The sequence below is a fragment of the Amycolatopsis sp. NPDC104819 genome (assembly GCF_055583145.1).
Genome location: NZ_JBVJON010000010.1, coordinates 212,779 through 233,086 on the forward strand (window position 1 = coordinate 212,779; position 20,308 = coordinate 233,086).

A 20,308-nucleotide genomic window follows, 5' to 3' on the forward strand; every position below is an offset into this window, starting at 1 on the left:
CGGGTCACAGTACGTACGTACGGATTGCGAGAAGCCGGTCCGCGGTGCCAGGATTTCAGGATGCCACGCGTAAGCCAGGATCACCTCGACGCACGACGGCGCCAGATCCTCGACGGCTCGCGCGTGTGCTTCGCCCGCTACGGCTACGAAGGTGCCACAGTCCGGCGCCTGGAGGAAGCCACCGGCCTGTCCCGCGGGGCCATCTTCCACCACTTCCGCGACAAGGAGTCGCTCTTCCTCGCCCTCGCGGAGGACGACGCCGTCCGGATGGCCGACGTCGTCGCCGAGCAGGGCCTCGTTCAGGTGATGCGGGACCTGCTGGCCGGCGGCGACCACCCGGCCGACTGGCTGGGCACCCGCCTCGAGGTCTCCCGGCGGCTGCGCACCGACCCCGAGTTCCGCGGCCGCTGGGCCGAGCGGTCCGAGCAGCTGACCACCGCCACCCGGCTGCGCCTGCTGCGGCAGCGGGAGGCCGGGAAGCTGCGCGACGACGTCGACGTCGACGTGCTCACCGCCTTCCTCGAACTCGTCCTCGAAGGACTCGTCTCGCACCTGGCCATGGGGCTGCCCGCCGCCGGGCTCGGGCCGGTGCTCGACCTCGTCGAGGAAACCGTGCGGCGGCACCGGCCCGGCACGGTCTGATCCGGCGTGGTCCAATGGCCGCGTGGATCTTCTCGAGGCGCACGGCCAGGCGTTGCGCGCCTTCGGCGACGCCGTGCACAGCGCCGCGGCCACGGACTGGGACCGCGGGACGCCCTGTACCGAATGGACCGTCCGCGCCCTGGTGAACCACGTCGTCGCCGAGCAGTTGTGGGCGCCTTCGGTGCTCGCCGGCGCCACCCTCGACGACGTCGGTGACCGCTTCGACGGTGACGTCCTCGGCGAAGACCCGGTCGCCGCCTGGGACGCGGCCGCCGAGGCTGCCCGGGAGGCCTTCCTCGACGACGGGGTGCTCGAACGCGCCGTGCACCTCTCCCACGGACTGGTCCCCGCCCGGGAGTACGGCTGGCAGATGACGGTCGACGCCGCCGTGCACGCCTGGGACCTCACCACCGCGCTCGGCCGGCCCGGACCGGTCGCCGAGCCGCTGGCCGAACGGCTGCTCGACGTCGTCCGGCCGTGGGTGGACGACTGGCAGGGCCTCGGCCTGTTCGACCCGCCGGTCGCGGTGCACCGCGGGGCGGGGGCGGCCGCCCGGCTCGTCGCCCTGCTCGGACGCGAACCGCGCTGAGCCACCGGGTCAGGTGAGCGCGCCGACACACCGGAACTGCCGCGACAAGCGCCAAGAACACGTTAAGATTGCGACATCTTCGCAGTACACGCCCATTCACTACTAGGAGTGACCGTTTCGTGCGCGCAGCGCCGTCACCTGGTGACAGTACCCAGCCGGGTGACCGACCCGGCTGTCCGATAGGTTCATCCCCCGCCGCCAGGGCGGGTGCGGAATGACCCAGATCCTCTTCGCCGTGCTCGGCGTCCTCCTCTTCGTGCTGCTGACGGTCGGCACCGGGCTCGCCGTCGCGGCCGAGTTCTCCCTGACCGCGCTCGAGCGCAGCACCGTCGACGCGAACGTCCGCCAAGTCGGCGACCGCCGGGCCCTGACCGTCCAGAAGGCCCACCGGACGCTGTCCTTCCAGCTCTCCGGCGCCCAGGTCGCCATCACCCTGACCACGCTGATCACCGGGTACCTGGCCGAGCCGCTGATCGGCGAGCTCGTCCGGCCGCTGCTCACCGGCGTCGGGCTCCCCGAAGGGTTCGCCGAGGGCGCTTCGATCGTGCTCGCCCTGGTCATCGCCACCTCGCTGTCGATGATCCTCGGCGAGATGGTGCCGAAGAACCTCGCGATCGCCCGGCCGCTGCCGACGGCGCGCGCGGTCGCCGGCTACCACTCGCGGTTCTCCGCGCTGTTCCGCTGGCTCATCACGATCATGAACAACAGCGCGAACTTCCTCGTCCGGAAGTTCGGCGTCGAGCCGCAGGAGGAGCTGCGGTCCGCGCGCTCGCCGCAGGAGCTGGGCTCGATCGTGCGCTCCAGCGCCGAGAGCGGCACGCTCGACACGTCCACCGCGGAGCTGCTGGACCGCTCGCTGCGGTTCGGCGAGCGCACCGCGGAGGAGCTGATGACCCCGCGGGTGCAGCTCGAGTCGCTCGCCGTGGGCGACACGATCGAGGACCTCATCGACATCTCGCGCCGCACCGGGTTCTCGCGGTTCCCGGTGCACGCCGAGGACCTCGACGACGTCCGCGGCGCCGTGCACGTCAAGCAGGCCTTCGCCGTGCCCGCCGCCGAGCGCGCCGCCGTGCCGATCGGCTCGGTGATGCGGCCGGTGCCGACCGTGCCCGAGTCGCTGCCCGGCGACGACCTGCTCGACCGCCTGCGCGACTCGCGCTTCCAGCTCGCGATCGTCGTCGACGAGTACGGCGGCACGGCCGGGCTCGTGACGCTGGAGGACGTCGTCGAGGAGATCATCGGCGACGTCCGCGACGAGCACGACGACCGCGAAGCGCCCGCTTCGCAGCAGGTCGGCACCGACAGCTGGCTGGTGTCGGGCCAGCTGCGCGCCGACGAGATCACCGACGTCACCGGGTTCCGGATGCCCGACGGCGACTACGAGACCATCGCCGGGCTGATCCTCGAACGGCTGGGCAAGATCCCCGCCGAGGGGGACGCCACCGAGGTCGACGGCTGGCGGCTCACGGTGACCACGATGGACAAGCGCCGGATCGCCGAGGTCGAGGTGGCCCCGGTCCGGGCGCCGGTGGAAGCCGAGGTGGCCTCGTGAGCGACTGGCTGAACATCGCCCTCGTCGTGGTCCTGCTGCTCGCCAACGCCTTCTTCGTCGGCGCGGAGTTCACCCTGATCTCTTCGCGGCGGGACAGGCTCGAAGCGTTGCTGGAGCAGGGCAAGACCCGCGCGAAGATCGTGATCAACGCGAGCAAGCACGTGTCGCTGATGCTGGCCGGCGCGCAGCTGGGCATCACCATCTGCTCGCTGCTGCTCGGCCGCCTCGGCGAACCCGCGATCGCCCACCGGCTGTCGGCGTTCTTCGACCTGCTGGGCCTGCCCGAGACACTGCTGCACGCCGTTTCGTTCGCCATCGCGCTGGCGTTCATCACCGTGCTGCACGTCCTGATCGGCGAGATGGTGCCGAAGAACCTCGCCATCGCCGAGCCGGAGAAGCTGGCGCTGTGGCTGGTGCCGGTGCACGTCGGGTGGGTCAAGCTCGCCAACCCGTTCATCTGGCTGCTCAACTTCGTCGCCAACTCGCTGCTGCGCGCGGTGAAGGTCGAGCCGAAGGACGAGCTGGAGACGGCCTACACCTCCGACGAGCTGGCCGAGCTGCTCAGCGAGTCGCGCCGGGAGGGCCTGATCGACCAGTCCGAGCACCGGCGGCTCACGCAGACGCTGTCGTCGGTGCAGAAGACGGTGGCCGACGTGCTGGTGCCGACGGCCGAGCTGACCACGCTGCCGTGCGGGCCGACGGTCGGCGACGTCGAGCGGGCGGTGTCCTCGACCGGCTTCTCACGCTTCCCGGTCTGCACCGACGACGGCCGGCTGACCGGCTACATCCACGTGAAGGACGTCCTCGACCTGGCCGGCCACGACCCCGCGACGATCGTGCCCGCCGCGAAGACCCGCGCGCTCACCGAGCTGCGGGCCGACGCGCGGCTCGACGTCGCGCTTTCGGCCATGCGCAAGGAAGGCAGCCACCTGGCGCGGGCGCTCGACACGGGCGGGAACGCCGTCGGCGTCGTCGCCCTCGAGGACCTCGTCGAGGAGTACGTGGGCACGGTGCGCGACGGAACCCACGTCGGCGCATGACCGCCGTCGAAGTGCTCGCCGAACCGGACTGGCTGGCCCGGGAGGCGGCGCACGCCGAGCGGATGCGGAAGTGGACGGTCCCGCACCAGGAGCGCCGGTCGCGCGGCGAGAAACACCCGGTGCTGGACTTCCTGTTCACCTACTACTCGTACCGGCCGTCGCATCTGCAGCGGTGGCAGCCCGGGCCCGGCGTCGCGCTCGCCGGGCCCGCAGCGGGACGCTTCCTGGACCGCAAGGGGTACGTCTCGACGCCCGACGGCGTCCGGCTGGATCCGTCGGGAGTTCCTGAAGGAAAGAAGCGGACGGCGGAGTTCGTCCTGGGCTTGCTGACGGCGACGGCGTCGCGCTCCCCGCGGCTGAACTGCTTCGGCCTGCACGAGTGGGCCATGGTCTACCGCGAGCCGGCGGATTCGGTGCGCCACGACCAGGTCCCGCTGCGGCTCGGCTCGGCGGGCACCGACGCGGTGGTGGAGTCGCTCGACATCCGGTGCGGGCACTTCGACGCGTTCCGCTTCTTCACCGGACCGGCGCGGCCCCGCAACGAGCTGACGCCCACGAGGGAGACGCAGGTCGCACTCGAGCAGCCGGGGTGCCTGCACGCGAACATGGACCTGTTCAAATGGGCGTACAAGCTCGACCCGTTCGTGCCCGCGGAGCTCGTGGCGGACTGTTTCGAGCTGGCGGTCGAGATCCGGACGCTCGACATGCAGGCCAGCCCGTACGACCTGGCCGGGCTCGGATATCCGCCGGTCCGGATCGAAACCGCCGCGGGAAGAGCCGAATACGCCCGCGCCCAGGGCGGTTTCGCCCGCCGGGCCGCGCCGGTGCGTCATCGCCTGATTGCGCTTTGCCATCGCCTGGTCAGCGCAGCACCCTGAGCGCGGGCAACTGTGAGTCAGATTATTCTCTCTCCGATACTCACCTGTTAGGGTGATAACGGTTTGATTGCATCGCAGCGCGTGCTTGGCATGCGCTCACCCCGAAAGGATGACGATGGGGCGACACGCACGGGACGAGGAGCCGGTGCCGCACCCTCAGGACCGCACGCCGCGCGAGGGCCGGCCGGCCGCCCCGGGTCGCCCGGGCCCCGGCGAAGCCTCGGGTTCGTACCCGGCCGCTCGTCGTGGCGAGGCCTCCGGCGCCTCTCGGACTCCCAAGCGCAGCTCCATCTCCGAAGCGTTCGGCATCGCGGGCCGCGGCGCCTCCCGGGCTCCCGGTCGAGGCGAGGCTTCTGGTTCCTATCCCGTCACCCGTTCTGGTGAAGCTTCGGGCTCGTACCCCGTCACCCGTTCTGGTGAAACTTCCGGCTCCTACCCCGAGGCAGGTCGCGGTGCCGCCGCCGACGCCCATCCCACCAGCCGCGGCGAAGCTTCCGGCGGCTACCCGGCTGTGAGCACTGGTTCCCACCCCGCCGGTCGCAGCGAAGCCTCTGGCGGCTACCCCGTGGCGAGCCGCGGTGCCGCCGCCGATGCCCCGCTTACCGGCCGCGGCGAAGCCTCCGGCAGCCGCCCCGCCGCAGGCACCGGGTCCCATCCCACCAGCCGCGGCGAAGCCTCCGGCAGCTACCCGGCCGCGGGCACCGGATCCCACCCCACCCCTCGCGGGGAAGCCTCCGGCGCGTACCCGGCCGTCCGCCGGGGCGAAAGCTCCGGCTCGTACCCCGTCGCCGGTCGCGGCGAGGCCACCGGCGCCCACCCCACCGGCCGGGGCGAGGCCTCCGGGAGCTACCCGGCCGCCCGTCGCGGTGAAAACTCCGGCTCCTACCCGGTCACGGCTCGCCGCGACGGCGCCTACCCGGCCCGTCGCGGTGAAGCTCCCCGCGGCGCAGTCCAGAACGAGACCGCCGCCGAGCGGACCGAGGTCATCACCCGACACGGTGAGGCCTCCGGCAACTACCCGATCACCGCGCGCAGCGACCAGTCCGGTTCCTTCCGCACCGTCGCCCGCGGCGAAGACCCGAGCCGCGAAGACACCGCTTCCCGCGGCGAGGGCACCCGGACCCGCCGGACCTCCGCCGGCGACGACACGCCCCGGACCACCGGCCGCCGCGAAAGCGCGCGTGCCGCCCGCCGGGCGGCGAACGGCGAAGACGGCACCGGCTCGCGCCGGAGCCGCGGCCGCGGCGAGACCACCGGTCCGCACCGGACCGCCGGCGCAAGCGAGTCGACCGGCTCCCACCGCACCGCGGGCGCCAGCGAATCCACCGGATCCCAGCGCGTCGCCGCCGCGAGCGAGTCCACTGGCTCCCACCGCACCGCGGGCGCCAGCGAATCCACCGGATCCCACCGCACCCTCGGCAAGGGCGAGGCGACCGGCTCGCACCGGATCGTCGGCAAGAAGGCCCCGCGCCGCCGGATCGCCGGGTGGCCGATCGCCTGCCTGGTGCTCGCCGCCCTGATCGGGCTCGGGGTGGTCGGGTGGAACTGGGCCGACAGCGAGCTCAACAGCCGCGCCGAGGCTCAAGCCGCCAGCTGCTCCACCGGCACCTCGCACATGCGGATCATCGTCACCCCGAGCGCGCAGAAGCCGCTCACCGCCGCGGCCGATCGGTGGAACGCCGCCGCCACCGTGGTGCACGGCCAGTGCGTGCACGTGATGATCGAAGCCAAGCCCTCGTCGCAGGTGCTCGACGCGCTGGTCGGCCGGTCCAACCTCGACGCCATCGGCGGTCTCCCGGCGGCCTGGCTGCCCGAGTCGTCGTACTGGGTCAGCGAGCTGACCACCAAGAAGCCCGAAATGATCGGCTCGCCCGCCCAGTCGGTGGCGAACGCCCGCTCGGCGGACTACCCGTTCATCGGGCTCTCGGGCACCGGCATCGACGACACCGTGCTGCGCGCCGCCCAGACGTTCCGCGAGTTCCTCGAGCAGCCCGCCCAGCAGGCGGACTTCGCCGCCGCGGGCATCAAGTCGGCCTAGACGCGAGTCCCGTTGTCGAGCTCGGCCACCACGGCGAGGTCGTCGTCGGCCAGCTCGAAGTCGAAGATCCCGAAGTTCTCGCGGATGCGGGTCGTGGTGGCCGACGCCGCCACCGCGACCGTGCCGTCCTGCAGGTGCCAGCGGAGCACGATCTGGGCCGGTGTCTTGCCGTACTTCGCCGCGAGCGCGGTGACCGTCTCGTCCGCCAGCAATGCGCCGTTCGCGGCCGGGCTCGACGCGGCCGTCACGATGCCGCGCTCGGCGTGGAACTCGCGCAACGGCAGCTGTTGCAGCCACGGGTGCAGCTCGACGACGTTGACCGCGGGGACCGCGCCGGTGGCGTCGGCCAGCCGGCGCAGCTCGGAGACGCCGAAGCCGGCCACACCCACCGCGCGGACGCGGCCGTCGGCGCGCAGCCGGCTCAACGCGCGCCACGTGTCGGTGAACGAGCCCTGCGTGCCGTCCAGCAGGCACAGGTCGGCCTGGTCGACCTGGAGCGCGGCCAGCGCCTCGTCGGCGGCTCGGCGCGCGGTGTCGTAACCCCGGGCGGGCACCTTGACGCTGAGGAAGAGCTCCTCGCGCGGCACGTCGGCCGCGGCGAGGGCCGTGCCCACCGCCGGCGCGGTCTCGGGTGAGGTGTCGATGCCGCGGTAGCCGGTGTCGAGGGCGATGCGGACGGCCCGGCCGGTTTCGGCCGGCGTCAGCCCCGCGACGCCGAACAGCAGCTGCGGGATGCGGACTCCGTCGGACAGGGCGAGCGAAGGAACGGCCATCTACCGCTGAACCTCACTTCGGGTGCTGCTGCGCGGGGCTTCCGGAACCCCATCATTCCACCCGGGCGGCCCGCTCGCGCAGATAACCGGCCGTCGCCGGGTCGGCCGGGAAGAACGACTCGATCACCAGCTCCGCGACGGTGATGTCCAGCGGGGTGCCGAAGGTGGACACCGTGCTGAAGAACGTCAGGTCGACGCCCTCGTGACGGAACTTCAGCGGCACGAAGATGTCACCCGGTCCAGGGACCTCTACCTCGGGCACCGGCTGGTCGCACGGGTAGCCGCGCAGCTCCTCCAAGAGGTCGGCGAGCCCGGGGTCGGCGGTCTGGTCCACCTGGCGCCGCAGCCGGCCGAGGAGGTGGGCCCGCCACTCCCCCAGGTTCACCACGTGCGGGGCCATGCCGTCCGGGTGCAGGGTCGCGCGCAGCACGTTGGTGGTCAGCTCGGGCGGGATCCCGGCGACGAACAGGCCGGTGGCGGCGTTCGCGTCGACCAGGTTCCAGTTCCGGTCGACGACGGCGGCCGGGTACGGCTCGTGGCCGGCGAGCAGCAGCCGCACGGCTTGCCGGACTGAGCTCATCTCGGGGTCCCCCAAGGCGTTCTCGGTGTAGGCCGGCGCGTACCCGGCGGCCAGCAGCAGCCGGTTGCGCTCCCGCAGCGGCACGTCGAGGTGCTCGCCGAGCCGCAGCACCATGTCCCGGCTCGGCTGGGAGCGACCGGTTTCCACGAAGCTGAGGTGGCGGGTGGAGATGTCCGCCGAGATCGAGAGGTCGAGCTGGCTGATCCGCCGGCGGTCGCGCCATTCCCGCAGCAGCTCCCCGACCGGCCGCTGCCGCGCGGCCGCCTGCACCGTAGTCGTCACCCGGGCGACGCTACGGCGATCACCGGGCCGCTGCCATTACTTCCGGGGTAATGCCCGCGGCGGCCCGCGCGCATTACCTCCCGCGTAATCGACGGGCGGCCGCGGCCGCGCCACAGTCGTGCTCAGCACCGGGACGACAGAAGCCGTTGTCCCCCAACCGAAGGAGCACCCCATGACCGACGTCCGCACCGTCGTGGAGCAGTACATCGCCGTGTGGAACGAGACCGACGACGCCAAGCGCCGGGAACTCATCGCCGGCCTCTTCACCGAGGGCGCCGGGTACACCGACCCGCTCGGGGCCGTCACCGGGCACGACGGCATCGACCAGTTCGTCGCCGGCGCGCAGCAGCAGTTCGCCGGGCTCACCTTCAGCCTGCCCGCCGACCCGGACGCCCACCACGACCTCGCGCGGTTCCACTGGCACCTCGGCACGCCGGGCGCCGAGCCGGTCGCCATCGGGTTCGACGTCGTCGAGCTCGAGGACGGCCGGATCACGAAGGTGCACGGCTTCCTCGACAAGCTGCCGGGCTGAAAGAACGGCGTGCGGGCTCCCGGGCAGGGGAACCCGCACGCCTCCCCGCGGTGTCAGCTCTTGAGCGCGCCCCGCCAGCGCACGGTCGGGCGCAGCTTGTCCGGGTTCACCCGGTGCTTGTTGGCGCCCACGATGTCGAACATCGACTCGATCAGCGTGTCCGACAGCAGGTGCGGCTCCAGCCCCAGCCCGACCAGCCCGGTGTGCTTCACGTTGTAGTAGTGCTCCGGCGCCTCGGTGCGCGGGTTCTCCAGCTGCTCGATCTGCACCGGGCCGGGGAACCGTTCGGCGACGAGGTCCGCGATCGCGGCCACCGACATGCTCTCGGTCATCTGGTTGAAGACGCGGAACTCCCCCGCCTCGGCCGGGTTCTCCACGGCGAGCCGGATGCACTCCACGGTGTCGCGGATGTCGATCAGGCCGCGGGTCTGGGCGCCCTTGCCGTACACGGTCAGCGGCTGGCCCAGCACCGCCTGGATGACGAACCGGTTCAGCACCGTGCCGAACACCGCGTCGTAGTCGAAGCGGGTCGCCAGGCGCGGGTCGAGCGCCGTCTGCGGGGTCTGCTGGCCGTACACGACACCCTGGTTGAGGTCCGTCGCCCGCAGCCCCCAGGCGCGGCAGGTGAATTCGATGTTGTGCGAATCGTGGACCTTGGTCAGGTGGTAGAACGACCCGGGCCGCTTCGGGAACAGCACCCGGTCCGCGCGCCCGTTGTGCTCGAGGTCCAGCCAGCCTTCTTCGATGTCGACGTTCGGCGTGCCGTATTCGCCCATCGTGCCCAGCTTGACCAGGTGGATCGCCGGGTTGATCTCCGCGATCGCGTACAGCAGGTTCAGGTTCCCGATCACGTTGTTGTGCTGGGTGTACACCGCGTGCTCGCGGTCGATCATGGAGTACGGCGCCGACCGCTGCTCCGCGTAGTGGACGACGGTGTCGGGCGCGAAGTCGCGCACCGCGCCGAACAGGAACTCCGCGTCCAGCAGGTCGCCCTCGTAGCTGGTGATCTCCCGGCCGGAAACCTCTTGCCAGGCCGCGATCCGGTCGGCCAGGGACTCGATCGGGACGAGGCTTTCGACGCCCAGCTCGACGTCGTACCCACGGCGGGCGAAATTGTCGAGAACGGCTACCTCGTGGCCTTTGTCCGATAAGTGCAGCGCGGTCGGCCAGCCCAGATATCCGTCACCGCCGAGAACCAGCACACGCATTGTGCCGCCTTTCCTGCTCGTTTACGCCCCCCGACGCTATCGATCACCTGCTGATGAAGACCTGGCAATAGGCTGTGAATCTCCTATGCGTAGGGGACCCGGACGGCGGCACGCCGAGCCCGCGGGGAGGATGGGGGCATGACGACCGTAACCAACGGCGTGCGGCCTCGCACAACGGAGAAGACCCGCCGCCGTGGCTGGGCCCGGCTGGCGCGCGCCGCGGCGACGTCGGTCGCAGCGACGGTCCTCAGCCAGGTCGTGCTGCTCGCGGTCCTCGCCACCGGCGGCGCGGCGGCCCTGGCGAGCACGCTGGCCTGGGCGGCCGGCGCGGTGCTGAACTTCGTGGTCACCCGCCGCTGGGTGTGGGGCCGCACCGGACGCCCGCGCGTCCGCCGCGAACTGCTGCCCTACCTGGTCGTGATCGGCCTCGGCGGGCTGGCGTCCATCGGCCTGACGACGCTGGCGGGCTCGCTGCTGACGCCGCTGGACCTGCCGCACTTCTGGTGGGTCGTGCTCGTCGACGGCGCGTACGTGGCGAGCTACGCGCTGGTGTTCGTCGTCAAGTTCACCCTGCTCGACCGGCTCGTGTTCGGCCGCGGCGCAGCACGTACCCCCGCCACCACGTCCCCGTCATGACCCGGGCGTAGTTCGCGCCGTAGACGAGGCTGCCGCCCTTCTTGCTCTTGCCCGCCTTGCGCAGGCGCATGCTCATCGGCAGCTCGACGACGCGGGAGCCGCGCGCGGTCACCCCGAGCATCAGCTCCGACGACTGGTACTGCGGCTCGTTGAGCGGCACCGCGCAGGCCAGCTCGGCCCGCATCGCGCGGAAACCGAACGACGTGTCGGTGATCCGCCGCGCCGTCAGCACCGACGCCAGGACCGCGAACACGCGCACGCCGAGCCACCGGACGCGGCTGTCGGCCTCTTCGTGCCCGAGCCTCCGCGACCCGGTGACGAAGTCCGCGGTGCCGTCGACGACCGGGCTGACCAGGGCTTCGAGCTCGCTGTTGTCGTACTGGCCGTCGGCGTCGGTCGTCACGACGTACTCGGCGCCGGCCTCGGCCGCGAGGTGGTAACCGAGCCGCAGTGCCGCGCCCTGGCCGCGGTTGCGGGGCGCGACGCAGACGTACGCGCCGTGTTCCTCGGCGATCTCGGCGGTGTTGTCGGTGCCGCCGTCGACCACCACGAGGACGTCCACACGCATGCCGAGACACTGGTCCGGCATCTTCTCCAGGACCTCGCCGATCCCGCCGGCCTCGTTGTAGGCCGCGATGACGACGGTCAGCGGGGCCGCCTTCAGGTCCGGGTGCCGGCCGCGGAAGTCGTCGAGCGCGCCGGTGTCGACGTCGTCGGGGAACGCGGCGAGGCGTTTCCGGCTGGCCGAGGTCAGCGTGGTGAAGCCGAGCGCGCCGGCCAGCGGGAGCAGGACCAGCGCGGGGATCTGGTAGCGCCAGGAGAACTGGAAGACCGCCGAGGCGAAGAGCAGGACCAGCCCGCTCGACGCCGCGAGCAGCGCGCCCGCCCGCGCCTTGTCCAGGGGCTTCTTGCGGCGGAACACCGTCAGCAGCCCCAGCAGCGCGCCGATGCCGAGCACCGCGCCCGGGACGTACCCGCCGCCGAGCTGGTAGTCGCGAAGGACCTTGGCCAGCGGCTGGTCGACGCTCGCCGTGACCCCGTCGTTCTGCTGCGTGACGAGGTCGATCAGCGACTGGTCGGCCCACTGCGGGTAGCTCAGCTGGAACTGCCACCGGTCGAGCGGGACGTCGGTCGGGTCCTGCTCACGCGTCCAAGCGAAGCTCTTGGAGAAGTCGTTCAAGATCGCCGCGGCGACGTCGCCGGGCTGTTCCTTGAGCACGTCGATCGCGAACTCGTGCGCCAGCGCGGCCTTGTCCGCGCCGGGCGGCAGCGGGCCCGGCCAGTTGGGGTCGAGGTCGGCGTGGGTGTAGTTGTCCACCAGCCTCGTCTCGCGCGGTTCGGCCGGGCAGAACACCCGCAGCGTCGGGTCGAGGTGGAGGTTCGCGCAGTCGGCGACGGCGGCGGTGCGGCCGTAGAGCATGTTCCCCGACGGCCCGGTCAAGCCCCACTTGCCGGTCTCCGAGTGCACGCGCGCCGCGTAGGGCGCCAGCACGACCAAGAGCCCGAACACACCCACGCCGGCCCGGCGCCAGCCCGCCCAGTGCCGCCACGCTCCCCCGGCGACGACCAGGTAGACCAGCAGCGGCAGGGCCAGCGAGATGCCGATCAGCCGTGTCAGCACGGCGAACCCGACGAGCAGGCCCGCCAGCCCGGCCCGCTTCCAGCCCGGGGCGCCCTTGCCGAGCAGCAGCCACAGCAGCCCGAGCAGGACCGCCTCGAAGACGACCTCGGACATGATGTTCTGCTCGATCTGCAGCTGGTAGGCGTCCAGCAGCACCGGCGCCGCGGCGAGCGCGCCGACCCAGGGGCGGCCGCCGAGGCGCAGCACCAGCGCGTAGACGCCGATCGCGATCAGCACACCTCCGACGTGCTGCACCGCCGCGACCCAGGCGAGTCCGCCCACCGCCAGCAGCGGACGCAGCACGAGGTCGTAGCCGATCGGGTCGAGCTGGTCGGCGCGCAGCGCGTGCAGGTTGTCGATGTAGCGGAACGAGTCGATGAACAGCAGCGCGGGCCGGTAGGCGAGCCAGGTCAGCACCCGGAGCGCGATCGCCGGGACGAGGAACAGGAGCAGCAGCCAGTGCCGCCGGAGGAACGCTCTCACGGGGTCGCGTTTGGACGGTCGAGGTTCGAGAAGTACTTCCACGCCGTGGCCAACCCGTCGACGAGCGAGACCGACGGCTCGTAGCCGATCGTCTCCGCGCTGGCCGAGACGTCCACGACCACGGCGGGCATCTCCCCCGCCGGGGCCTCGACGTGCTCGACCGGCAGCTCGGCGCCGGTCACCTCGCGCACGGCCTCGACCATCTCCAGCACCGACACCGACCGCCCGGCGCCGACGATCGCGCGGCCCGAGTGGCCGCTGTCGAGGGCCAGCAGGATCGCGCGGACGACGTCGTCGACGTGCACGAGGTCGCGGCGCTGGCGGCCGTCACCGTAGATCTTGACCCCGGCGCCGGTCAGCGCGGCCCGCATCATCCGCGGCACGAAACTGTCCTTGTGGGACATTCCCGGGCCGTAGACGTTGGTGAACCGCAACGCACACGTGGTCATCCCGTACGCGCCGGCGTAGCCCGAGAGCAGCATCTCGCACGCCGCCTTGGTCGCGCCGTAGGGCGTCAGCGGCCACAGCGGCAGGTCCGGCGTGATGGTCGCGGTGCCGACGTTCCCGATCACGGCGTTGGTCGAGGCGAGCAGGAACTTCGGCACCTCCCGGCGCCGGGCGAGCTCCAGCAGCTCCTGGGTGACCAGGACGTTGTCCGCGAAGGTGTCTTCGGGCAGCTCGACCGACTTCAGCACCGACGTCAGCGCGGCGAGGTGCACGATGCCGGCGGTCTCCCGCGTCACGGCTTCCTCGCGGACGGCCGCGTCGCGCAGGTCGCCGGTCACGACGCGGACGCCGTCGAGGTCCTCGGGGAACGGGACCCGGTCGACGACGGTGACCGGGACGCTCCGGTCGCGAAGGGCGCGCACGACGGCCCGGCCGATGAAGCCGCTGCCGCCGGTCACGACCACGGACGTCCGATCAGGACCGTGCGCACTCGCCATGGGCGTCAACCTACCCGCCGTCCCTGTGCGGACGCCGTGGGCCCGCGTACGCAGAAGTGCGTATGGCCGGCGGCCCCGCCGGGTTGGTGTCCGTGAGCGGTCAGACCGTCCAAGGGGAGATGTTCTTCTGCCGAGTCAACGGCACCGCGTTCCGCGGGGTCACGCAGTCCGGCTCGTTCCGGCCCTACACGGTGCTCAAGCTGGGCGCGAACTGCCCGAACGGCTCCCAGGAGTTCTCGCGCCGGTTCGACAACGAAGACGACGGCAGCACGAACTTCTCCAGCGCACCGGCCGGGATCAGCAGCATCGCGCAGTCGATGGTGAGCGCCGGCGCGAACACCACACTGAACGTCCGGATCGCCCGGTAACGTCGGAGTTCGTATCTCCCTCGGCCCGCCCGGGTCTTTCTCCACCGGGCGAGCCGAGGGGGATCGGGAGTGAGCAGTGAACTGACGGCGCGGCACCTGCACCGCGCCCTCGAGGTGGCACGGGAGTTCAGGGCCGGCGGCCGGGCTGACCGGGCTCGCCCGGCTCGTCGGCTGCGACTTCGCGTCGTGCACCAGCGCGGAGCACACGACCCGGCGGCTGACCGGCGCCGTGACCGACCGGCCGGAGCACAACCTGCTGCGCCACGCCGGGTTCCGGGCCCAGGTGCACCAGCACCCGGCGTTCGCGGCCCACCGCGACGGGCGGCTGCCGCTGGGGACGTCAGCGGCGTTGAGCGACCTGGCGGACCTGCGGACGCTGCGCGCGTTGCCGCTGTACACCGACTACTCCCGCCCGCGGGGCACGGTCGACCAGCTGCTGCGCATCGTCCAGGTCGACGACCGGCACGGCCGCATCCTGACCTTGAGCCGTTCCCGGCCGGGGTTCTCGGCGCGGGACCGGGCCTGGGGTTGACCAGCCGGACGGAGCTGATGGTACGCCTGGCGGCTCCGGCGTGACCGCGCTCAGGCGAAGGCTTCCGGGGGCGGACAGGAGCAGACCAGGTTCCGGTCCCCCGCCGCGCCGTCGATGCGGCGGACCGGCGGCCAGATCTTGGCCGCCGCGGCGCCCGCCGGGAACACCGCCGTCTCCCGGCTGTACGGCCGTTCCCACTCGCCCGCCACGCAGCGCGCGGTGTGCGGCGCGTGCCGCAGCGGCGAGCAGGCCAGCGGCCACTCCCCCGAGGCGACGCGGTCGATCTCGCCGCGGATGGCGATCATCGCCGCGCAGAACCGGTCCAGCTCGGCGAGGTCCTCGCTCTCCGTCGGCTCCACCATCAGCGTGCCGGCGACCGGGAACGACATCGTCGGCGCGTGCAGCCCGTAGTCCGCCAGGCGCTTCGCGACGTCGTCCACCGTCACGCCGGTGGCCTTCGTCAGCGGCCGCAGGTCGAGGATGCATTCGTGCGCGACCAGGCCCGAGTGGCCCGCGTACAGGACCGGGTAGTGCTCACCGAGGCGCTTCGCGACGTAGTTGGCGTTCGCCACCGCGACCAGCGTCGCCCGGCGCAGGCCTTCCGCGCCCATCATCCGGACGTAGGCCCACGAGATCGGCAGGATCGACGCGCTGCCCCAGGGCGCCGCGCTGACCGGGCCGACCCCGGTCGCCGGGCCGGCGGCCGGCTGCAGCGGGTGGTTCGGCAGGAACGGCGCCAGGTGCGCGCGGACCCCGATCGGGCCGACCCCGGGGCCGCCACCGCCGTGCGGAACGCAGAAAGTCTTGTGCAGGTTGAGGTGCGAGACGTCGGCGCCGAACCGGCCGTACTGGGCGACGCCGATCAGGGCGTTGAGGTTGGCGCCGTCGACGTACACCTGCCCGCCCGCGTCGTGCACCGCCGCGCAGACCTCGCCGACGGTGTCCTCGTAGACCCCGTGCGTCGACGGGTAGGTGAGCATGATCGCGGCCAGGTCGCCGCGGTGGGCGTCCACAGTGGACTTCAGGTGCGCGAGGTCGATGTTGCCCTCGTCGTCGCAGCGGACGACGACCACCCGCATGCCCGCCATCACGGCGCTCGCCGCGTTCGTGCCGTGCGCGCTGGCCGGGATCAGGCAGACGTCGCGGGTGCGCTCACCGCGGGAGCGGTGGTACGCCCGGATCGCCAGCAGGCCCGCGAACTCGCCCTGGCTGCCGGCGTTGGGCTGCAGGGAAACCGTGTCGTAGCCGGTGATCCGCGCCAGCCAGGCGCCGAGGTCGGCGACGACGGTCAGCAGCCCGGCCGCGTCCTCGGCCGGCGCGAACGGGTGCAGCCCGGCGAACTCGGGCCAGGTGACCGGCTCCATCTCCGCGGTGGCGTTGAGCTTCATCGTGCACGAGCCGAGCGGGATCATGCTCCGGTCGAGCGCGATGTCCTTGTCGGACAGCTCCCGCAGGTAGCGCAGCAGCGCGGTTTCCGAGCGGTGCGCGTGGAACACCGGGTGGGTCAGGAACGCGCTGGTGCGCCGCAGCGGCGCCGGGAGCGCGTCCGCGGTGTCCGCGTCGAGGCCGTCCACATCGGACACCGAGACGCCGAACACCTTCCACACGCAGGAAAGCCGCTCACGTGTCGTGGTCTCGTCGCAGGCGACGCCGACGTGGTCGTCGTCGGCCCGCCGCAGGTTCACCCCGAGGTCGCGGGCCGCCGCGACCACCGCGTCCGCCCGGCCGGGCACCGCCGCGAGGACCGTGTCGAAGAACTCGCCGTGCACCACCTCGACGCCGCCCTCGCACAGCCCGGCCGCGAGCACGGTCGCCATCCGGTGCGCCCGCAGCGCGATCCCGCGCAGCCCGTCGGGTCCGTGGTGCACCGCGTACATCGACGCCATGACCGCGAGCAGGACCTGCGCGGTGCAGATGTTCGACGTCGCCTTCTCCCGGCGGATGTGCTGCTCGCGCGTCTGGAGGGCGAGCCGGTACGCGGGTGCGCCGTCCGCGTCCTTCGAGACGCCGACCAGCCGGCCGGGCAGCTGTCGCTCGAGGCCCTGGCGCACCGCCAGGTACGCGGCGTGCGGGCCGCCGAAGCCCATCGGGACGCCGAAGCGTTGCGTCGAGCCGACCGCGACGTCGGCGCCGAGCTCACCCGGCGGACGCAGCAGGGTCAGCGCGAGCGGATCCGCGGCGACGACCACCGCGGCGCCGTGCTTCTTCGCGTCGGCGATCGTCAGGTCGAGCTCGCGCACCGCGCCGGACGCCCCGGGGTAGGACAGCAGCACCCCGAAGAAGTCACCGCCGAGCCCCAAGCCGGTGAGCCCCCGCGAGAGATCTTCGACGACCAGCTCGATGCCCAGCGGCTCCGCGCGGGTCCGGAGCACGGCGAGCGTCTGCGGCAGGGTGTCCTCGTCGACGACGAAGCGGTTCGACGCGGACTTGCCCGCCCGGCGCACGAGCGTCATCGCCTCGGCGGCCGCGGTGGCTTCGTCGAGCAGGGACGCGTTCGCGACCGGCAGCCCGGTCAGGTCGGCGACCATGGTCTGGAAGTTGAGCAGTGCTTCGAGCCGTCCCTGCGAGATTTCCGGCTGGTAAGGCGTGTAGGCGGTGTACCAGGCGGGGTTCTCGAGCACGTTCCGCCGGATGACGGGCGGGGTGACGGTGTCGTGGTAACCGAGGCCGATCATCTGGGCCATCGGCCGGTTCCGGGAGGCCAGCTCCCGGAGCTCGGCAAGCGCCTGGGCTTCGGTGGCCGCCGGCGGAAGGACGAGCGGCTCGGCGGACTCCCGCAGCGACGACGGCACGGCCCGCTCGGCGAGCTCGTCCAGCGAGGCGACGCCGATGACGTCGAGGATGTGGCGCAGCTCGTCCGGCCCGGGCCCGATGTGCCGGTCGGCGAAGGGAACCCCTTGTTCGAGGGAGGCGAGCGACAAGTCCACGATGGCCTCCTCCGAACGGCAGCGTCCACCCAACCCGACTCTAAACGCGAAGGTGACCACGGCGGGGGTCCGGGGGCGGAGCCCGCCGGGCGGGGTGTGGGGGTTGCACCCCCACAAGACACCGCGGAGGGTTGAGGCGAGCGCCCTCCGCGAGCACGGTTCACCCAAACCCGCAGCACGGCTCATCCGAACCCCGAGGAAACCCTCCCCACTCTGTCCGTACCCGTGTCGGGCGCCTGAGAGTTTCGCCCGCAGGTTGAGCCGGGCTTGCACCGTCGGCGGGGCCATCAGGCTGTGTCCTGACGACCCGCTTTCCAGAGGCGTCTCGTCCGCGCGGTCCAGGGTGCCTGAGAGGTTCCGGGGAGGACTTGCTCCTTCGGCGCCGAGCTCAAGGTGTGGCTCGGACTCTCCCGCGCGGATTCGTCGACCGCAGGGGGAACCTTACTCGCCTCCCCGCGGCGATGATCACCCGGTCTTGCGTGCGTTGCGGCGCTGGGTGAGCTCGTCCGGTTCGTGCGTCTCGACCACACCGCCGTCGGCGCGCTCGGCCGGGAACTCGTGGATCGTGCCGCTGATCTCCTGCATCGCCCCGCTGACCGCGATGCCGAACACACCCTGGCCGCCCTGGAGCAGATCGACGATCTCCTCCGGCGAGGTGCACTCGTAGACCGTGGTGCCGTCGGAGAACAGCGTCACCTTGGCGAGGTCGCGGACCCCGCGGACCCGCAGGTGGTCGACCGCCACCCGGATGTTCTGCAGGGAGACCCCGGTGTCCAGCAGCCGCTTGACGACCTTGAGCACCAGGATGTCCTTGAACGAGTACAGCCGCTGCGAGCCGGAGCCGTGCGCCGTGCGGATGCTCGGCGCCACCAGCTTCGTGCGCGCCCAGTAGTCCAGCTGGCGGTAGGTGATGCCGGCGATCTGGCACGCCGCCGGACCCCGGTAGCCCACCAGCTCGTCGGGCAGCGAGTCGTCGGGGAACAGCTCACCCTGCTCACCAGTCGCGACCTCGACAGGCTGCTTCTCGGAACCAGCCTCGACCACGCAAGCCTCCCCTCGCCCGACCGGACGGCCGGCGAATGACAGCCGGGGAGTCCCAGGAGCGGGACCCACCGGAGATCAACCGCCACGGTCCGGCCCCAGACCGTGAATCACACCGTGGCGATTTACCTCCTCCGACGGTAAGCGCCAGGAGAACACCGGTCAACGCGACGCGCGGCAAGCCTCAACGACCGGATGAGCCTTTGAGCCGTTCGCCGTACCCCCGGCGCGGTGGTTCAAACCTCTTGCGCCGATTTACTCAGCCAAGTACATTTTTACTCATGCAAGTAAACACCGACCTCATGGCCGAAATGGGCCTCAGCGTCACGGAGGCGGCGCGCCGCGCGCAGATCATCGGCGCGACCATCGGCGTCATCGCCGACCTCGGGTACCGGAAGGCGACGTTCGCCAAGATCAAGGAGCGCGCCGGGCTCAGCAGCACCCGGATGATCTCCTACCACTTCACGAACAAGGCCGGCCTGATGCAGGCCGTGCTGAGCACCGTCGTCGAGACGAAGAACGAGTTCCTCGAGGAGCGCACCGGCGGCGGGGTCGACCCGGCCGACCGGCCCGGCTACCTGCGGGCGCACATCGAGACGTCGATCGCGTTCCTGCGCGCGTACCCGGAGTGCGTCCGGGTGCTGGCGGAGATGTCCGCCAACGCCGACGACGCCGAAGGCTGGGTGATGACGAAGGTCCTGGTCGACGACATGCGGGTGCACGGCCTGGCCCGCCAGCTCAAGCAGGGCCAGGCGGAAGGCGCTTTCGGCGTCTTCACGCCCGAGGTGATGGCGATGTCGGTCGCGCAGGCCGTCGACGGGGTCGCCGCGGCCTACGCGGCGGACCCGTCGCTGGACCTGGAGCAGTACGGCCGCGAGGTGGCGGACACCTTCGTCAAAGCGACGGCGCCTTGAGCGCCCGGTCGAGCCGCTCTTCGATGCGGGCCTTCGGGAACGCGCCGACGATCGTCTCGACCGGCTCGCCGCCCGAGAACAGGATCATCGTCGGCAGGGACATGACCTGGTAGGACCGGGTCGTTTCCGGGTTCTCGTCGGCGTTGATCTTGCGGACGGCGAGCTCCCCGGCCCGCTCAGTGGCCAGCTGCGCCAGCACCGGGCCGACCATCCGGCACGGGCCGCACCAGGTGGCCCAGAACTCGACCAGCACGGGGACGTCGCTGCCGAGGACCTCGGGGAACGTGGTGTCGGTGACTTCGGCGACTTCGGACATGACAGGCTCCTTCACGGGCGCGGGGATTCGGGCACGACGCACGGATCGGGCGCTTGGCGGGCCAAGGCGCCGGCGAGCTTGGTGGCCAGTTCGGCGCGGATCCCGCCGAGCCGGGCCAGCAGGGCGTCGGCTTCTTCGAGCTTGCGGCGGTAGACCTCGATCGAGCTCGCGCAGGCGTCGCCGGTCTCGTGGCCGCTGCGCAGGCAGTCGACGAACGGGCGGGTCTCGTCGAGGGTCAGGCCGACCGTCTGCAGGGTCTGGATCTCCCGGACCAGCTGCAGGTCGTCCTCGGTGTACTCGCGATAGCCGTTCGCCGAGCGGCGGGCCGCGATGAGGCCCTGGTCCTCGTAAAAGCGCAGCGCACGGGTGGTGACACCCGTGCGCTGCGCAAGCTCTCCGATCCGCATGCCCC

The 20,308-nt window shown here is 71.8% G+C and carries 20 protein-coding genes and 1 riboswitch; of the genes, 11 read left to right on the forward strand and 9 right to left on the reverse strand.

Features of this window, described 5'->3' with window-relative positions:
* The first annotated feature begins 60 nt into the window (after window positions 1–60).
* From ACZ63E_RS31015 to ACZ63E_RS31040, 6 genes are all read left to right on the forward strand, one after another.
* Window positions 61–642, forward strand: coding sequence for a TetR/AcrR family transcriptional regulator (locus ACZ63E_RS31015; protein WP_465339688.1), 582 nt, complete (start codon window positions 61–63; stop codon window positions 640–642).
* Window positions 643–664: 22 nt separating this feature from the next.
* Complete coding sequence (locus ACZ63E_RS31020; RefSeq protein WP_465339689.1) at window positions 665–1,231, forward strand: TIGR03086 family metal-binding protein; 567 nt, start codon at window positions 665–667, stop codon at window positions 1,229–1,231.
* Between the two features lie 214 nt (window positions 1,232–1,445).
* Window positions 1,446–2,783: a hemolysin family protein gene (locus ACZ63E_RS31025; protein WP_465339690.1), complete on the forward strand. Its 1,338-nt coding sequence runs from the start codon at window positions 1,446–1,448 to the stop codon at window positions 2,781–2,783.
* On the forward strand, window positions 2,780–3,823 hold the full coding sequence (locus tag ACZ63E_RS31030) for a hemolysin family protein (protein WP_465305250.1): 1,044 nt from the start codon (window positions 2,780–2,782) through the stop codon (window positions 3,821–3,823). The genes ACZ63E_RS31025 and ACZ63E_RS31030 overlap by 4 nt, the downstream gene beginning before the upstream one ends.
* Window positions 3,820–4,701 (forward strand): 3-methyladenine DNA glycosylase, encoded by an 882-nt coding sequence (locus ACZ63E_RS31035; protein ID WP_465339691.1) that lies wholly within the window; start codon window positions 3,820–3,822, stop codon window positions 4,699–4,701. The genes ACZ63E_RS31030 and ACZ63E_RS31035 overlap by 4 nt, the downstream gene beginning before the upstream one ends.
* A 565-nt stretch (window positions 4,702–5,266) precedes the next feature.
* On the forward strand, window positions 5,267–6,739 hold the full coding sequence (locus ACZ63E_RS31040; RefSeq protein ID WP_465339692.1) for a hypothetical protein: 1,473 nt from the start codon (window positions 5,267–5,269) through the stop codon (window positions 6,737–6,739).
* Here the strand turns inward: ACZ63E_RS31040 and ACZ63E_RS31045 are convergent.
* Both ACZ63E_RS31045 and ACZ63E_RS31050 read right to left on the reverse strand, forming a co-directional pair.
* Window positions 6,736–7,512 (reverse strand): aldo/keto reductase, encoded by a 777-nt coding sequence (locus tag ACZ63E_RS31045; protein ID WP_465339693.1) that lies wholly within the window; start codon window positions 7,510–7,512, stop codon window positions 6,736–6,738. The genes ACZ63E_RS31040 and ACZ63E_RS31045 overlap by 4 nt on opposite strands.
* A gap of 52 nt (window positions 7,513–7,564) precedes the next feature.
* Complete coding sequence (locus ACZ63E_RS31050) at window positions 7,565–8,374, reverse strand: helix-turn-helix domain-containing protein (RefSeq protein ID WP_465339695.1); 810 nt, start codon at window positions 8,372–8,374, stop codon at window positions 7,565–7,567.
* A gap of 172 nt (window positions 8,375–8,546) precedes the next feature.
* On the opposite strand from ACZ63E_RS31050, the gene ACZ63E_RS31055 reads away from it, so the two are divergent.
* Window positions 8,547–8,906, forward strand: coding sequence for a nuclear transport factor 2 family protein (locus tag ACZ63E_RS31055; RefSeq protein WP_465339696.1), 360 nt, complete (start codon window positions 8,547–8,549; stop codon window positions 8,904–8,906).
* Between the two features lie 53 nt (window positions 8,907–8,959).
* Here the strand turns inward: ACZ63E_RS31055 and ACZ63E_RS31060 are convergent, their stop codons facing one another.
* A complete protein-coding gene (locus tag ACZ63E_RS31060; protein ID WP_465339697.1) occupies window positions 8,960–10,114 on the reverse strand; it encodes an NAD-dependent epimerase/dehydratase family protein in 1,155 nt (384 codons plus the stop codon).
* A 138-nt stretch (window positions 10,115–10,252) separates the two neighbouring features.
* On the opposite strand from ACZ63E_RS31060, the gene ACZ63E_RS31065 reads away from it, so the two are divergent.
* Window positions 10,253–10,750 carry a GtrA family protein gene (locus tag ACZ63E_RS31065; RefSeq protein ID WP_465339698.1) on the forward strand — a complete coding sequence of 166 codons (498 nt, stop codon included), beginning with the start codon at window positions 10,253–10,255 and terminating at the stop codon, window positions 10,748–10,750.
* Here ACZ63E_RS31065 and ACZ63E_RS31070 read toward each other — a convergent pair.
* Both ACZ63E_RS31070 and ACZ63E_RS31075 read right to left on the reverse strand, forming a co-directional pair.
* Complete coding sequence (locus ACZ63E_RS31070) at window positions 10,680–12,854, reverse strand: glycosyltransferase (protein ID WP_465339699.1); 2,175 nt, start codon at window positions 12,852–12,854, stop codon at window positions 10,680–10,682. The genes ACZ63E_RS31065 and ACZ63E_RS31070 overlap by 71 nt on opposite strands.
* Window positions 12,851–13,798, reverse strand: coding sequence for an NAD-dependent epimerase/dehydratase family protein (locus ACZ63E_RS31075; protein WP_465339700.1), 948 nt, complete (start codon window positions 13,796–13,798; stop codon window positions 12,851–12,853). Before ACZ63E_RS31075 ends, ACZ63E_RS31070 begins: the two co-directional genes overlap by 4 nt.
* 92 nt (window positions 13,799–13,890) lie before the next feature.
* Between ACZ63E_RS31075 and ACZ63E_RS31080 the strand changes: the two genes are divergently transcribed.
* Both ACZ63E_RS31080 and ACZ63E_RS31085 read left to right on the forward strand, forming a co-directional pair.
* A complete protein-coding gene (locus ACZ63E_RS31080) occupies window positions 13,891–14,166 on the forward strand; it encodes a hypothetical protein (protein ID WP_465339701.1) in 276 nt (91 codons plus the stop codon).
* A 229-nt stretch (window positions 14,167–14,395) separates the two neighbouring features.
* On the forward strand, window positions 14,396–14,698 hold the full coding sequence (locus ACZ63E_RS31085; protein WP_465339702.1) for a hypothetical protein: 303 nt from the start codon (window positions 14,396–14,398) through the stop codon (window positions 14,696–14,698).
* Between the two features lie 50 nt (window positions 14,699–14,748).
* Here ACZ63E_RS31085 and gcvP read toward each other — a convergent pair whose 3' ends face one another.
* Window positions 14,749–17,628 (reverse strand): aminomethyl-transferring glycine dehydrogenase, encoded by a 2,880-nt coding sequence (gcvP, locus tag ACZ63E_RS31090; protein WP_465339830.1) that lies wholly within the window; start codon window positions 17,626–17,628, stop codon window positions 14,749–14,751.
* 321 nt (window positions 17,629–17,949) lie between these two features.
* Window positions 17,950–18,048, reverse strand: a riboswitch (glycine riboswitch).
* Window positions 18,049–18,090: 42 nt separating this feature from the next.
* Window positions 18,091–18,669 carry a MerR family transcriptional regulator gene (locus ACZ63E_RS31095; protein WP_465305274.1) on the reverse strand — a complete coding sequence of 193 codons (579 nt, stop codon included), beginning with the start codon at window positions 18,667–18,669 and terminating at the stop codon, window positions 18,091–18,093.
* Window positions 18,670–18,947: 278 nt separating this feature from the next.
* Here ACZ63E_RS31095 and ACZ63E_RS31100 point away from each other — a divergent pair, with 278 nt between their 5' ends.
* Window positions 18,948–19,580 (forward strand): TetR/AcrR family transcriptional regulator, encoded by a 633-nt coding sequence (locus ACZ63E_RS31100; RefSeq protein ID WP_465339703.1) that lies wholly within the window; start codon window positions 18,948–18,950, stop codon window positions 19,578–19,580.
* Here the strand turns inward: ACZ63E_RS31100 and trxA are convergent.
* Together trxA and ACZ63E_RS31110 are read right to left on the reverse strand one after the other, a co-directional pair.
* Complete coding sequence (gene trxA / locus ACZ63E_RS31105; RefSeq protein WP_465305278.1) at window positions 19,561–19,896, reverse strand: thioredoxin; 336 nt, start codon at window positions 19,894–19,896, stop codon at window positions 19,561–19,563. The genes ACZ63E_RS31100 and trxA overlap by 20 nt on opposite strands.
* Window positions 19,897–19,907: 11 nt before the next feature.
* Window positions 19,908–20,303 (reverse strand): MerR family transcriptional regulator, encoded by a 396-nt coding sequence (locus tag ACZ63E_RS31110; RefSeq protein ID WP_465305280.1) that lies wholly within the window; start codon window positions 20,301–20,303, stop codon window positions 19,908–19,910.
* Window positions 20,304–20,308 lie beyond the last annotated feature (5 nt).

Excerpts from the sequence above, each read along its gene's own strand:
- ACZ63E_RS31015 (WP_465339688.1), top strand. The coding sequence starts at position 61 with ATGCCACGCGTAAGCCAGGATCACCTCGACGCACGACGGCGCCAGATC.
- ACZ63E_RS31025 (WP_465339690.1), top strand. The coding sequence starts at position 1,446 with ATGACCCAGATCCTCTTCGCCGTGCTCGGCGTCCTCCTCTTCGTGCTG.
- ACZ63E_RS31035 (WP_465339691.1), top strand. The coding sequence starts at position 3,820 with ATGACCGCCGTCGAAGTGCTCGCCGAACCGGACTGGCTGGCCCGGGAG.
- ACZ63E_RS31045 (WP_465339693.1), bottom strand. The coding sequence starts at position 7,512 with ATGGCCGTTCCTTCGCTCGCCCTGTCCGACGGAGTCCGCATCCCGCAG.
- ACZ63E_RS31055 (WP_465339696.1), top strand. The coding sequence starts at position 8,547 with ATGACCGACGTCCGCACCGTCGTGGAGCAGTACATCGCCGTGTGGAAC.
- ACZ63E_RS31060 (WP_465339697.1), bottom strand. The coding sequence starts at position 10,114 with ATGCGTGTGCTGGTTCTCGGCGGTGACGGATATCTGGGCTGGCCGACC.
- ACZ63E_RS31065 (WP_465339698.1), top strand. The coding sequence starts at position 10,253 with ATGACGACCGTAACCAACGGCGTGCGGCCTCGCACAACGGAGAAGACC.
- ACZ63E_RS31075 (WP_465339700.1), bottom strand. The coding sequence starts at position 13,798 with ATGGCGAGTGCGCACGGTCCTGATCGGACGTCCGTGGTCGTGACCGGC.
- ACZ63E_RS31100 (WP_465339703.1), top strand. The coding sequence starts at position 18,948 with ATGCAAGTAAACACCGACCTCATGGCCGAAATGGGCCTCAGCGTCACG.
- trxA (WP_465305278.1), bottom strand. The coding sequence starts at position 19,896 with ATGTCCGAAGTCGCCGAAGTCACCGACACCACGTTCCCCGAGGTCCTC.
- ACZ63E_RS31110 (WP_465305280.1), bottom strand. The coding sequence starts at position 20,303 with ATGCGGATCGGAGAGCTTGCGCAGCGCACGGGTGTCACCACCCGTGCG.